The 12,419-nt window shown below is 67.0% G+C and carries 14 protein-coding genes; 8 read left to right on the top strand and 6 right to left on the bottom strand.

Features of this window, described 5'->3' with window-relative positions; translation table 11 throughout:
* Positions 1-59 precede the first annotated feature (59 nt).
* Complete coding sequence (locus ACTHJR_RS06025; RefSeq protein ID WP_440522219.1) at positions 60-833, top strand: hypothetical protein; 774 nt, start codon at positions 60-62, stop codon at positions 831-833.
* Between the two features lie 3 nt (positions 834-836).
* Here ACTHJR_RS06025 and ACTHJR_RS06020 read toward each other — a convergent pair whose 3' ends face one another.
* Entirely contained in the window at positions 837-1,811 is a 975-nt protein-coding gene (locus ACTHJR_RS06020; protein WP_440522245.1) for a quinone oxidoreductase family protein, read from the bottom strand.
* Positions 1,812-1,932: 121 nt separating this feature from the next.
* On the opposite strand from ACTHJR_RS06020, the gene ACTHJR_RS06015 reads away from it, so the two are divergent.
* Entirely contained in the window at positions 1,933-3,357 is a 1,425-nt protein-coding gene (locus ACTHJR_RS06015) for an aldehyde dehydrogenase family protein (protein ID WP_440522218.1), read from the top strand.
* A gap of 47 nt (positions 3,358-3,404) precedes the next feature.
* On the opposite strand, the gene ACTHJR_RS06010 is transcribed toward ACTHJR_RS06015, so the two are convergent.
* Complete coding sequence (locus tag ACTHJR_RS06010) at positions 3,405-5,180, bottom strand: SLC13 family permease (protein WP_440522217.1); 1,776 nt, start codon at positions 5,178-5,180, stop codon at positions 3,405-3,407.
* Positions 5,181-5,277: 97 nt separating this feature from the next.
* Positions 5,278-5,484, bottom strand: a complete 207-nt coding sequence (locus tag ACTHJR_RS06005) for a hypothetical protein (RefSeq protein ID WP_440522216.1) — start codon at positions 5,482-5,484, stop codon at positions 5,278-5,280.
* A 177-nt stretch (positions 5,485-5,661) separates the two neighbouring features.
* Here ACTHJR_RS06005 and ACTHJR_RS06000 point away from each other — a divergent pair, with 177 nt between their 5' ends.
* Entirely contained in the window at positions 5,662-5,844 is a 183-nt protein-coding gene (locus ACTHJR_RS06000; RefSeq protein WP_440522215.1) for a hypothetical protein, read from the top strand.
* 198 nt (positions 5,845-6,042) lie between these two features.
* Here the strand turns inward: ACTHJR_RS06000 and ACTHJR_RS05995 are convergent, their stop codons facing one another.
* On the bottom strand, positions 6,043-6,666 hold the full coding sequence (locus ACTHJR_RS05995) for a S24 family peptidase (protein WP_440522214.1): 624 nt from the start codon (positions 6,664-6,666) through the stop codon (positions 6,043-6,045).
* Between the two features lie 56 nt (positions 6,667-6,722).
* Between ACTHJR_RS05995 and ACTHJR_RS05990 the strand changes: the two genes are divergently transcribed.
* Both ACTHJR_RS05990 and ACTHJR_RS05985 read left to right on the top strand, forming a co-directional pair.
* Positions 6,723-6,950: a hypothetical protein gene (locus tag ACTHJR_RS05990; RefSeq protein WP_440522213.1), complete on the top strand. Its 228-nt coding sequence runs from the start codon at positions 6,723-6,725 to the stop codon at positions 6,948-6,950.
* On the top strand, positions 6,947-7,240 hold the full coding sequence (locus tag ACTHJR_RS05985; protein ID WP_440522212.1) for a hypothetical protein: 294 nt from the start codon (positions 6,947-6,949) through the stop codon (positions 7,238-7,240). Before ACTHJR_RS05990 ends, ACTHJR_RS05985 begins: the two co-directional genes overlap by 4 nt.
* 143 nt (positions 7,241-7,383) lie before the next feature.
* On the opposite strand, the gene ACTHJR_RS05980 is transcribed toward ACTHJR_RS05985, so the two are convergent.
* Both ACTHJR_RS05980 and ACTHJR_RS05975 read right to left on the bottom strand, forming a co-directional pair.
* Positions 7,384-8,451, bottom strand: coding sequence for a hypothetical protein (locus ACTHJR_RS05980; protein ID WP_440522211.1), 1,068 nt, complete (start codon positions 8,449-8,451; stop codon positions 7,384-7,386).
* Entirely contained in the window at positions 8,421-9,665 is a 1,245-nt protein-coding gene (locus tag ACTHJR_RS05975; RefSeq protein ID WP_440522244.1) for a TIGR04063 family PEP-CTERM/XrtA system glycosyltransferase, read from the bottom strand. The genes ACTHJR_RS05980 and ACTHJR_RS05975 overlap by 31 nt, the downstream gene beginning before the upstream one ends.
* A 96-nt stretch (positions 9,666-9,761) precedes the next feature.
* Here ACTHJR_RS05975 and ACTHJR_RS05970 point away from each other — a divergent pair, with 96 nt between their 5' ends.
* The 3 genes from ACTHJR_RS05970 to ACTHJR_RS05960 all read left to right on the top strand — a co-directional run.
* Positions 9,762-9,947 (top strand): hypothetical protein, encoded by a 186-nt coding sequence (locus ACTHJR_RS05970; RefSeq protein WP_440522210.1) that lies wholly within the window; start codon positions 9,762-9,764, stop codon positions 9,945-9,947.
* On the top strand, positions 9,947-11,323 hold the full coding sequence (locus ACTHJR_RS05965) for a putative O-glycosylation ligase, exosortase A system-associated (protein WP_440522243.1): 1,377 nt from the start codon (positions 9,947-9,949) through the stop codon (positions 11,321-11,323). The genes ACTHJR_RS05970 and ACTHJR_RS05965 overlap by 1 nt, the downstream gene beginning before the upstream one ends.
* Positions 11,320-12,419: acyltransferase family protein (locus ACTHJR_RS05960; RefSeq protein WP_440522209.1), on the top strand; the 1,100-nt coding region annotated here is incomplete at its 3' end. The genes ACTHJR_RS05965 and ACTHJR_RS05960, both read left to right, overlap by 4 nt.

Below are 12,419 nucleotides of genomic sequence, written 5' to 3'. Positions count from 1 at the left end.
CGACGAACCGAGTAGAGAGGCGTTGCCGCGCGTGACCGACCCCCCTAGGCGGCGCGGCGATGCGGTTGTCCCTGCCCTTCGCCCTCCCCGATCGCCGCCGCACCATCTCGTTCGTGCTCGCGCTTACGATCGAGTTGCTGTTGCTCCTGGCGCTGATGTTGCTCGGGCCGCATTTCACGCCGTTGTCCGAGCCGACCCGGCGAGCGACCAGCGTCAGCCTGTCGCCATCGGATCGGGAAGCGGCGACCAGTCCACAGCATCGGACCAAAGCGCATTCCGCGACCCGGCCGGCGTCGGGCAAGATCATACCGGTCCCGCCGCTGCCACCCGTCATCACGCCGTCGAAAGTGCCCTCACCGCCCAACGCGCTTCCCGGCGTGCTGCCGATCGAACTGGGCGCCAACGACATCAGCAAGCTGAAGTCGAGCGCGCCCAGCAATGACGATGGCGCGGAGAGCGGCACGGACAGCAAGCTCGCTTATGGCCCCGGCGAAGGCCCGGGCGGCCAGCCGTTGTTCAACGCCGAATGGTATCGCGAGCCGAGCAACGCCGAGCTCAACGGCTATCTGCCGCGTGGGGCGCCGCCCAATAGCTGGGCGCTGATCGCCTGCCAGACCGTACCCAAATTCCATGTCGAAAATTGCCGATCGATCGGCGAATCTCCGGTCGGATCAGGACTCGCCCGCGCGATGCGCGAAGCGGCCTGGCAATTCCTCGTCCGCCCGCCGCGGCGTGGGGGCAAGGTGCTGGTCGGGGCATGGGTCAAGATCCGGATCGACTTCACGCTGAAGCCCGGCCAGTCGGACAAGGACGACCAGCCCCCCGCGCAATAAGCCTCACGGCAGCAGGATTGTCGCACCCTCAGTCTTGCCCGCCTCGAGCTGGCGATGTGCGTCGGCGACGTCCTCGAGCGCGAAGGTCTGGCCGATTTCCGGCTTGATCGCGCCCTTGGCCAGCATGGCGAAGACGCGCGCGAAGCCTGTGTCGCGCTCTTCCTTCGTCGCATAATAATGGAACAAGGTCGGCCGGGTGACGAACAAGGATCCATGGCTGTTGAGCTGGCCGAGCGCGACCCCGGTCACCGGGCCGCTGGCATTGCCGTAGCTGACGATCAATCCGCGCCGCGCGGTCGATTTGAGCGACGCTTCCCAGGTCGCGGCGCCGACGCCGTCGAGCACTACCTCCACGCCCTTGCCGCCGGTGATCTCGCGCACGCTCTCGGCGATGTCGTGCTCGCGATATTGGATGACATGGTCGGCCCCCGCCCGCGTCGCGCGCTCGGCTTTGTCGGGCGATCCGACCGTGCCGATCACCGTCGCACCGATCGCCTTGAGCCAGCCGACCGCGAGGTGCCCGACCCCGCCCGCCGCGGCATGGACCAGCACCGTCCAGCCGGGCTGCACCTTGGCGCAACGCTCGACCAGGAATTCGGTGGTGCAGCCCTTGAGCAGGATCGCCGCCGCGGTCCGGTCGTCGACATCGTCGGGCAGCTTGACCAGGCTGTCGATCGGCAGATTGCGATGCGTGGCATAACTGCCGATCGTCGGGCCGAACGTGCCGACGCGGTCGCCGACCGCGAAATCGGTCACCCCCTCGCCCAGCGCTTCGATCACGCCGACGCCTTCGCCGCCCAGCCCGCTCGGCAGTTTGAGCGGGTAGAGACCGGTCCGCTGATAGATTTCGATGAAGTTGAGGCCGACCGCGGTCGACCGGATACGCACCTCGCCCGGGCCGGGATCGGGCAGGTCGACATCGACCCAGTGGATGACTTCCGGCCCACCATGCTGCTCGATCCGTGCGACGCGTGCCATCATCCGTCCTCCCGTTGCGACGGTCATCAACTGGGGAGTCTCGTTTCGGGTTGCAACCTAACTTGCACCGCGTCATCTAATGCGCCACCATACCCGATATTTGAAAACCGCGGAGGCGAGGATGAAGAGCTACCTGAAGCACTATATCGACGGTCGATGGGTCGATAGCGAGGGCGGCACTCGCCACGACGTGATCGATCCCTCGACCGAACAGCCGGTCAGCGAGATCATGCTTGGCACCAAGGCCGATGTCGACAAGGCGGTCGCCGCGGCGAAGAAGGCGTTCCGGAGCTATTCGCAGACCTCCGTCGAGGAGCGCGTCGCGTTGCTCGAGCGGATCATCGAGGAATATAAGGCGCGCATCCCCGATCTGGCGGCGGCGACCAGCGAGGAAATGGGCGCGCCGATCGGTTTCGCCAGCATGGCGCAGGCCCCCGCCGGGCTCGGCTATTTCATCGGCACGCTCGCCGCGCTCAAGGAATTCAAGTTCAGCGAACAGGTTGGCAAGAGCCGCGTCGTGCACGAGCCGATCGGCGTGGTCGGCATGATCACGCCGTGGAACTGGCCGCTCAACCAGATCTGCGCCAAGGTCGCCCCCGCGCTCGCCGCCGGCGACACGATGGTGCTCAAACCGTCGGAGGAAGCGCCGGGCAATGCCGTCATCCTGGCCGAGATCCTCGACAAGGCCGGAGTGCCGGCGGGCGTGTTCAACCTGGTCAATGGCGACGGTCCCGGCGTCGGCGCCGCGATCTCCAGCCACAAGGATGTCGACATGGTGAGCTTCACCGGCTCGACCCGCGCCGGCATCGCGGTGGCGCAGGCCGCCGCCCCGACCGTCAAGCGCGTCCATCAGGAATTGGGCGGCAAGGCGCCGAACCTGGTGCTGAAGGGCGCCAATCTGCCCGAAGTGCTGCCGCCGACCGTGCAGGGCGTGCTGGCGAACAGCGGCCAGAGCTGCATCGCGCCGACTCGCCTGCTGGTCCACGAAAGCCAGGTCGCCGATGCCACCGGCGTGGTGAAGAGCATCATGGAAGCGACGCCGGTCGACGCAGCCTCGGTGATGGGCGCTCATATCGGGCCGGTGGTCAACAAGGCGCAGTACGAGAAAATCCAGGGACTGATCCAGTCGGCGATCGACGAAGGCGCCACCCTGGTCACTGGCGGCACCGGCCGGCCAGACGGACGCAACGCCGGTTTCTTCGTCAAGCCGACCCTGCTCGCCGACGTGACTCCCGACATGCGCATCTATCGCGAGGAAACGTTCGGGCCGGTCGCGACGATCACCAAATATAGCGATGCCGACGATGCCATCGAGATGGCCAACGACACCGATTACGGCCTGTCGGCGACGATCTCGGGCGACCCCGCAGAAGCAGCGAAGGTCGCGCCCAAGCTGCGCGCCGGGCTGGTCACGATCAACGCCTGGGGGCCGAGCGGCCCGACGCCGTTCGGCGGCTACAAGCAATCGGGCAATGGCCGTGAAGGCGGCAAATACGGCATCGCCGATTTCATGGAGCTGAAGACCATCGTCGGCGAACCCGCCTGATGATCGCGGCCCCTCCCGTTTTTTGCGCGGGAGGGGCCGTTCACGGCTCAATGCAACGGCCAGACCGCCAGGATCAGCGGCGTGCCGCACAACACGACGAGCACCGACAGCGGCGCGCCCAGCCGGGCATAATCGCCGAACTTGTAGCCGCCTGGGCCGAACACCAGGGTGTTGCATTGGTGCCCGATCGGGGTGAGAAAATCGCACCCCGCGCCCATCGCCGTCGCGATCAGGAACGCCTCCGGCCGATAACCGAGGTCGTGCGCAAATACCGCCGCGATCGGCGCCATGACCAGCACCGTGGCGGCGTTGTTGAGGAACGGCGTCACCGCCATCGCCGCGACCAGGATCAGCGCGACCGCGCCCCAGGGCGGCAAGCTGGCGGCGACGTGCGCGAGCCAGGTCGCCAGGATCTGCGACGCGCCGGTCGTACGCAGCGTGTCGCTGACCGGGATCAGCGCGCCGAGCATGATCAGGATCGGCCATTCGACGCTGGCATAGGCCTCGGCCAGCGGCAGCGCGCCGGTCGCCAGGATCAACGCCGCGGCGGCGAAAAAGGCGACCGCCACCGGGACGAGGCCGGTCGCCGTCGCGGCCATCGCCACCGCCAGGATCGCGACCGGCAACAGCCCCTTGCCCGAATTGCCCAGCCGCAACTGACGTTCGGCGAGCGGCAAGGCGCCGAGTTCGGGCAAACGCTCGGGCAACAGGCTGAGCGGCCCCTGCAGCACGATGACGTCGCCGGCACGGAGCACGGTGCCGCCGAGCCGATGCGTCAGCCGCTCGCCTTCGCGCGACACCGCGATCAGGTTGATGCCGAGCCGCCGCTGCATTTGCATCCGGCTGGCGGTGCGGCCGATCAGCGGCGAGTTGGTCGCCACGACCGCCTCGATCACGCCGATCTCCTCATCCTTGCGATCCTCCGGGACGTCGCGTTCCGAGCCGGCGAGCGTGAACTTGTTGGTCGCGATGATGCGTTCGAGCGTATCGGGCTCGCCCCCCAGGATCAGCGTGTCGCCCTCGCGCAGGGTCATCCAGGGCTGCGGTTGGCTGCGCATGCCGGCGCGCATCACGCTGGTCACGGTGACGTCGCCGTCGTGGCGGTCGCGGAACTGGTCGACCGTCTCGTCGATCGCCGGCGAGCCCTCGCCGACCGTCACCTCGGTGACATAATCCTTGATGTCGAGCGCCTCGCCCATCGTCGGCACGCCGCGCCGGTCGCGCGGCAACAGGCGATAGCCGAAGCGCAGGAAGACCAGGCCGATCACGAGTAGCCCGAAGCCGGTCGGGAAATAGTCGAACATGCGGAACGGCTGGCCGGTCATGTCCTGCCGTACCCGGCTGACGATGATGTTGGGCGACGTCCCGACCAGGGTCATCAGCCCGCCGAGCAGCGAGGCGAACGACATCGGCATCAGGAAGACCGAGGGCGAGGCCTTGTTCTTCTTGGCCATCTGGAAGGCGGCGGGCATCAGCATCGCCAGCGCCCCGACATTCTTGACCAGGGCAGAGGTCACGCCGACCGAGGCGGTCAGCACCAGCAATTGCGTGCGGATCTTGGTGACGCGGCCGGCGATCAGCGCCAGCGCGCGCTCGATCATGCCTGATCGCTGCACCGCCGCCGAGATCACCAGCGCCGACCCGACGATGATCACGATGTCGTCGGAAAAGCCGGTGAACGCTTCCTTGGGTTTGACGATGCCGAGTGCCAGCCCGGCGAGCAGCGCCAGCATCGCGGTCACGTCGTAACGAAAGCGGCCCCACACGAACATCGCCATCATCGCGACCAGAAGGGCGATCGACAGATATTGGGGTGTGGTCATCGGGCCTCGTCGTCAGCTTCCTGAAAGCGGAAACAAACGAACCCGAAACAATCTCCCCCGAAAAACGCCTGATATGGATCAGGACGCGGTGCTGCCGTTAGTGGACGGTGCCCACCGCGCGGCCTTGCGACATCAGCACGATCAACCGTTCGATCTGGCGCCAGCGGCAGAAATTGAGGTGATTGCCGAGGTCGCGACTCTTGTCGGCACGCGCCGCCGCCTCGAATCCTGCATCGTCGCCGAATGTCGCCATCAGCTCCTGCGCGGCGTCGACCGACGAGCGATCAGCGAGATAGAGGTGCATGCGATACTCCGACTGGCCAGCGCCCGATCCCTACAAGGCGCGTGCCACGAACAGCGTGGTGGCGGAAAGCGGCGGGATGCGGTGGTAAATTGTCATGCACCATGATGTTTCGACCTGCCCCACGCGTCCCGTGCCGGGACACTGGCGTCCGATCCTGGAACATGGCAGGCAGCGGGCATGAGACCGAATCCGCCGCAATCGACCGCTCCCGCCGCCGGCGGATGCCTGCTCGCGCTCGGCGTGGTTGGCGGGGCGGTCGCCGGAATCATGCTGCATCAGACCAGCCTGGGAATCATTCTGGGCGTAGCGGCCGGCGCGATCGCCGCGACGATCGTCTTCCTGATCGACCGGCGGCGCTGAGGGCAGCGTGCGGTGATCTGACCCAGTTCCGTCAGCCCGGACTCGTTCCGGGGCCCAACGGGAGGCGAAGGAAAAGCTTGAGGCTCCATGATCCGGCGCGGCTGGTTGGATGCCGGAACAAGTCCGCATGACGATCCGGATTAGGCCAGCATTCCAGGAACAGCTTTCTCCCGCCCGCTGCTTCCGCTCGCTCGACCCCTACCGTAGCGCCCGCGCCAGCCGCACCACGCGGCCGATTACCGCGACGCGATCGGCCCGGACCGGGGCGATGGCCGGAGTCGCGGGATTTTCGCTCGCTACCTGCACTTCGAGCCCGACCCGCGCGACGCGCTTGACCAGCAAGGCATCGTCGAGCCGGATCACAAAAACCCCCGGTCGCGACGACAGCCGGCGATCGGCCATGTCGACGAACAAGGCGTCGCCGTCATGGATCAGCGGCTCCATCGAGTCGCCGTGCGCGGTGATCATGGTCAGCGCCGCGGGCGAGACGCCGAGTCGCGCCACCACGCGCGGATCGATCCGTTCCTCGCCGCCATTGCGATCGTCCTCGACCAGCCCGCCGGCGCCAGCATGGGCGTCGGCATCGATCCGGCGCACCGCGATCATCGCCGAGTCCCGCGCGGCACCGCCCAGCGCGCTTTCGTCCACATTGAAATAAGCGGCGAGCCACCGGCGGTCCTCCTCATCGAGTCGCCGGGGCGTGCCGCGCTTCACGAATTGCTGGAGGTAGGCGTCGTTGCGTCCCAGCGCACGCGACAGCCACGCCAGGCTCGTCCCTGCCTCGTCGGCCAATCCCGCCAACGTCGATCGCACGTCAACCATGATTGCCACCATAGTCGTAGGAAATTTCCTAGACAAGTTGGAATGTGGAACACATCATGAACATAACGACGCGAGTCGCAGCGGGAAAGGCGCAGAAACAGATGCATATCGGACGCGAGGTGGAGAAATTTTTGCGGCGGTCGAACATGCCGCCGACGCGGTTCGGCCGGCTGGCGGTCAACGATCCGCGGCTGGTCGGCGACCTGCGCAACGGGCGCGAGCCGGGCAGCCGGGTGGCGCGCCGCATCGTCGATTTCATCGCCACCCAGGACGCCGCGCAGTGAGCCGAGTCGAACGCGACCTGATTAAGATCGTCACCGACTCGGCCGCCGAAACAGCCGCCGGCGCCGGGGCATCGCTGGTCCGCAGCCGCGACTGGTCGTCGTCGCTGTTCAATGGTGTCCGGCTGACGATGGAGATCACGGCGCCGAAGAATGAGGCATTCGAACGCTGGCTGGCCGAGCTGCCGGAGGCGGATTTGCGATTGCGTGGCTATTTCGTCGCGAGTGCCGACCTGGTTGAACGGCGCGAGGGCGCGGCGGTGGTGGAATTCTTGCTGGTGGAGGAAAATTAGAGCGATCGACATCTACAAATGTCCAGCCCCTCTCCTTCTGGGGAGGGGTAGGGGGATGCCTCGCAGAGCGCTCGTCTCGCGTCACTGCCCCACCCCAACCTCTCCGGAAGGGGAGCTTTCAAGCATTCTCGTACTGGGCTGGCTCAGCCGACGCGCGAGGCAAGCTGACGCAGGACACCGAGCGTCTCTTCCAGCGAGCCCGCCGCCGGGGCTTCCTCGGCCACTTCCGCCGGTGCCGGCGCCGCGACTTCCTTGCGCTTGGCCACCCCACGCTCGAGCCGGTCGAGCAGATCGTGGATCGTCGCCGCGGGCTGCGGTGCCGAGGTCTCGGGCGAGCGCACCATCGGGGTCAGCTCGAACGTCTCGATCCGCTCGTGCGACGCGAAGCGCGGTTCAGGCGCCGGCTCGGGTTCAGCCTCCGGCTCGGGCTCCGGCGCCGGCCGCGCGGATGGCGCGACGACGGGCGACGCGGGGGCGATAATCGACGGCCGCAGATCGACCCGCGCGATCGGCTCGGGCGCGGACAATGATTCGGGCTCTGGGGCGGACGGCTCGAGCCAGATCGGCGCGGGCGGCGCGACAGGTTCCTCCATCCGACCGAGCGGCAGCGGTTCAGGCTCGGGCAGGGGCGGATCGAGCGGATTGCGATAGGTCGCCAGCGGCGTGTCGAGGTCCGCCGGGATCGAGCGCTCCTCGACCGTCGCGGGTTCGAACGCCATCGCGTCGGCGGCCGTCATCGGCGGCGGCGACTCGGCGGTGACTTCGAGGAACGGCGTCCCTAGGTCTCGATTAGCGAAGACCGGGCGGCGCGGCGGCGCGTCGGGGTGCGCATCCGCCCGGCGTAGGATCGGCACGCCGTCCTCGCGCGCGTCGCGGCCGAGTACGACGGTGCGGTTGCCGACCAGCAGGAACAGGCCAAACCAGCTCATCGCGCCGACGCAGAGCGCGACGAAGAAAGCGATGGCGAGATGCGCGGTGGTGCCGAGCGGCGGTTGCGCGGCGGTGACGAAAGAGGCGATTCCGCTATCGACCACCAGATCCTCGATCACCCCGATCGGCATGATCAGGAACATCAGGGCGGCGAGCGCGGCGAGCACGAGCGCGGCAGCCGGGGCCAGGGGCACGACGAATCGTACTGGACCGCCACCACCCAACAGGGCGGCGATCGGCAGGGAGAAATTCAGGCGCTGGCGACCGTGGATGGCGTCCATTTCAGGTCCGTTTTCCGAGCTTCGACAAGTCTTTGGTAAACGGGGGCGTAACGCGAAATGTTTGACGACCAGTTACGATCGCGTTCGACGACGGTACGCGCCCGGGTACGCCGCGCTTCCCACCCCTGGCGATCCGCGAACAGCCCGGTCAGCGCCGCGGCGATTGCCGCGGGATCGTCTGGCGCGAACAGGGTGCCGGTATCGCCGTCGCGGACCAGTTCGCGATGGCCGCCGACGTCCGACGCCGCGACCAGCCGCCGCTGCGCCATCGCCTCGAGCGGCTTCAATGGGGTGACCAGATCGGTCAGGCGCATCTTCTTGCGCGGGTACGCGAGCACATCCACCAAGCTATAATAGCGCTCGACCTCGGTATGGGGAACGCGCCCGACGAACCGGATCGCGCCGGCGACCGGCGAGGCGGCGGCCTGCGCTCGCAACGCCGGCTCCATCGGGCCGCCGCCGACCAGCAACAGCTTGGCCGCCGGCCGCGTCGCGACCAGCGCCGGCATCGCCGCGATCAGGTCGTCGAGCCCCTCGTAATCGTAGAAGCTGCCGATGAACCCGACCACATCGTCATCGGGTGCGAGGCCAAGTTCCGCCGCCAGTCCCGCGTCGCGCGGCAGCGGCTCGCCGAACAGGGTCAGGTCGACGCCGTTGGGCGACACCATGATCTTGGCGGGGTCGATCCCGCGCTCGATCAGGTCGCCCTTCAGCCCCTCGCAGATCACCGCGACCGCATCGGCCTGGCGCACCGCGCGCGTCTCGAGCCAGTGCGTGGCGCGATAGCGCAGCGAACCCTCGGTCCCGGTGCCGTTGCCCACCGCCGCATCCTCCCAGAAGGCACGGATCTCGTAGAGCACCGGCACGCCGAGGCGCTTGCCCGCGCGCAGCGCCGCCATGGCGTCGAGCACCGGCGAATGGGCATGGATCACGTCGGGGTGAAAGCGCTCGGCCACGGCCGTGACGCGGTCGGCGAGTGCTGCGATCTCGCGCCATTCGCGGATCGGGCTGCGGGCCGGCGCGGGGACCTCGGTGCGGTAGAAATCGAGGCCGTCGACCACTTCCGCATTGACCCTCGCCACGCCGTGGCGCGGTCCCGTCACCGCCGCAACGTTCCATCCCCGGGCGATCTGCGCCTTCAGGATGGCGCGCGTGCGAAAGGTATAACCGCTCTGCAACGGCAGGCCGTGATCGAGGACGTGGAGGATGCGCATCGCCATTTTCCTTGCCACGCGACTGTTTAACGGCACGTCAACCCGGCGGCGGTAGGAGCGATCCTACACCCGTTCGGCCCCAGGTCGTCGAAGGGCATGGGCTGGCAGGCGCGCCTCGGCAAGCTTGCACGAACGGGGAAGTTGGAAGGCCGTGGCATGATCGACAATTTCGCGTTGGCAATCAGCCATGGCCTGATGGCGCTCGCGATCCTGTTGCTGCTGCGCCGCCGCGACCTCGATGACGAGCGGCCCGAGCCGCCAAGCAAGATCAAGCGGCGATGATCCACGATCTCGCTTTCGTCGGCTTTCTCGGAGCATTCTTCGCGCTGGCATTTCGCCGGCCGTTCCTGTTCATCCTGAGCTATGTCTATATCGACATCGTCTCGCCGCAGCGGCTGACCTATCTGCTGCTCAATTCGGTGCCGATCTCGCTGATCGCAGTGGCGCTGGCGGTCGGATCCTGGGCGCTGATCGACGACAAGAAGGACAGCCGCTTCGCGCCGCGCCAGATCGTCATCCTGATCCTGCTCGCCTGGTGCGCGATCACCACGACCAGGGCCGATTTCCCGGTCGAGGCGCTCGATAAATGGGATTGGGTCTGGAAGTGCTTGGCCTTCGCCGCCTTCCTGCCGCTGACCCTGCGCACGCGCCTGCGCATCGAGGCACTGCTGACCTTCATGATCCTGTCGGCATCGTCGATCATCATCGTCGGCGGGATCAAGACCCTGGCCGGCGGCGGCGGCTATGGCGAGCTCAACCTGATGGTCCAGAACAATTCGGGCCTGTACGAGGGCTCGACCATCTCGACCGTGGCGATCGCGATCATCCCGGCGATCCTGTGGCTCGAGAAATACGGCACGATCTTTCCCGCCGACTGGAAGCGGAAATTGTTCTGCTACGCGCTCGTCTTCGCCTGTCTGCTGATCCCGATCGGCACATCGACGCGCACCGGTTTGCTCTGCATCGGCCTGCTCGCGGTACTGATGCTGCGCAATTCGAAGCGCAAGTTCCTCTATCTCGGCATGGTCGCCGCGATCGGGCTGGTCGCCGTCCCGTTCCTGCCCAAGTCGTTCACCGACCGCATGAGCACGATCAAGAGCTATCAGCAGGACGAATCCGCCGCGACCCGCGTCGCCGTGTGGAAATGGACCTGGGAGTACGTCAAGCAGCATCCGATGGGCGGCGGCTTCGAAATGTACCGCCAGAACCACATCCGCTACGACATCGTGAAGACCGACGGCACCGCCGATAACGCCAAGCTGGACACCACGCTGACGGTCGACCGCGCGCGTGCTTACCATTCGGCCTATTTCGAGATGCTGGGAGAGCAGGGCTGGCCGGGGCTGATCCTGTGGCTGATCATCAACCTCGGTGGGTTGATCCGGATGGAAGTGATCCGCCAGCGCTACAAGAAAGCCGGCGACGATTACGCCTGGGTCGCGCCGCTCGCCGGCGCGCTGCAGGCGGGGCAATTGCTCTACATGCTGGGCGCCTGCTTCATTGCGATCGCGTTCCAGCCGTTCATCTTCCAGCTGATCGGCGCGCAGATCGGGCTCGACACCTATCTCCGGCGTCGCCGCGCCGAGGAAAGCTTCCGCCCGATGAGGCGCGTCAAGCCGGCGACCCCGGCACCGCCGCCCGAACCGGCGCTGGCATGACCAAGCCGGAGCTTCGCGCGCTGACCAGCGTGCGCGGCGTGGCCGCGTGGATGGTGGTGCTCTACCATATCCGCCTGACGATCGCGGGCCTGCCCCAGGGCTGGGTGAATTTCTTCGCAAAGGGCTATCTGGCGGTCGATTTCTTCTTCCTGCTGTCGGGGTTCGTCATCTGGCTGAGTTGGGGCAAGCGGCTGCGCGCCGAGGGCTGGCGCGGCGTGCCGGCGTTCCTCCACAAGCGAGTCGCTCGGATCTGGCCGCTGCATCTCGTCGTGCTGGGCGGTGCGGTGCTGCTCGCGCTGGCGCTGACCGCGACCGGACGGCACGACTCGGCCGAATTCCCATTCCATGAGCTGCCGCTGCAAGTCTTCCTGCTGCAGAATTGGGGATTCACCGACGCGCTGACCTGGAACGATCCGGCCTGGTCGATCAGCTGCGAGCTTGCCGCCTATCTGCTGTTTCCCCTGCTGGTCTGGGCAATCGACTGGAGGACATTGCCGAGCTGGCTGGTGGCATTGGCGGCGACGGCGTTCCTCGTCATCCTGGCCGCCACGACCGCGCATTTGCCGACGCTCGGCCACGACATCGCCCATTTCGGCCTGGTCCGCTGCCTGACCGAATTCGCCGCCGGAAGCGCGCTCTGCGCCTTGTGGCAGCGCTGGCGCCACGCGCCCGCACTGCCCGCGATTTTCGCCTTCGCGTTTGCGGCGGCGATGCTGAGTGGCTGGGTCGCCGGCCTGCCCGAGCAACTCGCTATTCCCTTCGCCTTCGCCGCCTTGCTGCTCGGGCTCGCGCTGACGTCGGGCATGCGCGGCAATCCGCTCGACTGGGCGGCGCTCCATTATCTGGGCGAGATCAGCTACGCGACCTATCTGTCGCATTTCATGCTGTTCGTGGTGTTCAAGCTGGTCTTCGTCAGCAACGCGCGTGCCGTGCCGCCGGGGTTGACCGCGTTGTTCCTCACGATGGTGCTGGCGTGCTCGGTGGCGCTGTATCACCTCGTCGAGCGACCTGCGCAGAAGTGGGTGAATGGGCTAAAGTTCCTCCCCGGCAGGGGGAGGGGGACCAAGGCGCGAAGCGGCTTGGTGGAGGGGCCCCT

Source organism: Sphingomonas sp., from assembly GCF_051962185.1.
Classification (GTDB): domain Bacteria; phylum Pseudomonadota; class Alphaproteobacteria; order Sphingomonadales; family Sphingomonadaceae; genus Sphingomonas.
This window is presented reverse-complemented; position numbering and strand designations above follow the sequence as displayed.

What these genes read in the sequence shown, in the direction of transcription:
- ACTHJR_RS06025 (WP_440522219.1), top strand. Translation starts at nt 60, where the DNA reads ATGCGGTTGTCCCTGCCCTTCGCCCTCCCCGATCGCCGCCGCACCATC.
- ACTHJR_RS05970 (WP_440522210.1), top strand. Translation starts at nt 9,762, where the DNA reads ATGGGCTGGCAGGCGCGCCTCGGCAAGCTTGCACGAACGGGGAAGTTG.
- ACTHJR_RS06015 (WP_440522218.1), top strand. Translation starts at nt 1,933, where the DNA reads ATGAAGAGCTACCTGAAGCACTATATCGACGGTCGATGGGTCGATAGC.
- ACTHJR_RS05995 (WP_440522214.1), bottom strand. Translation starts at nt 6,666, where the DNA reads ATGGTTGACGTGCGATCGACGTTGGCGGGATTGGCCGACGAGGCAGGG.
- ACTHJR_RS05990 (WP_440522213.1), top strand. Translation starts at nt 6,723, where the DNA reads ATGAACATAACGACGCGAGTCGCAGCGGGAAAGGCGCAGAAACAGATG.
- ACTHJR_RS06020 (WP_440522245.1), bottom strand. Translation starts at nt 1,811, where the DNA reads ATGGCACGCGTCGCACGGATCGAGCAGCATGGTGGGCCGGAAGTCATC.
- ACTHJR_RS06010 (WP_440522217.1), bottom strand. Translation starts at nt 5,180, where the DNA reads ATGACCACACCCCAATATCTGTCGATCGCCCTTCTGGTCGCGATGATG.
- ACTHJR_RS06005 (WP_440522216.1), bottom strand. Translation starts at nt 5,484, where the DNA reads ATGCACCTCTATCTCGCTGATCGCTCGTCGGTCGACGCCGCGCAGGAG.
- ACTHJR_RS05980 (WP_440522211.1), bottom strand. Translation starts at nt 8,451, where the DNA reads ATGGACGCCATCCACGGTCGCCAGCGCCTGAATTTCTCCCTGCCGATC.
- ACTHJR_RS05975 (WP_440522244.1), bottom strand. Translation starts at nt 9,665, where the DNA reads ATGCGCATCCTCCACGTCCTCGATCACGGCCTGCCGTTGCAGAGCGGT.
- ACTHJR_RS06000 (WP_440522215.1), top strand. Translation starts at nt 5,662, where the DNA reads ATGAGACCGAATCCGCCGCAATCGACCGCTCCCGCCGCCGGCGGATGC.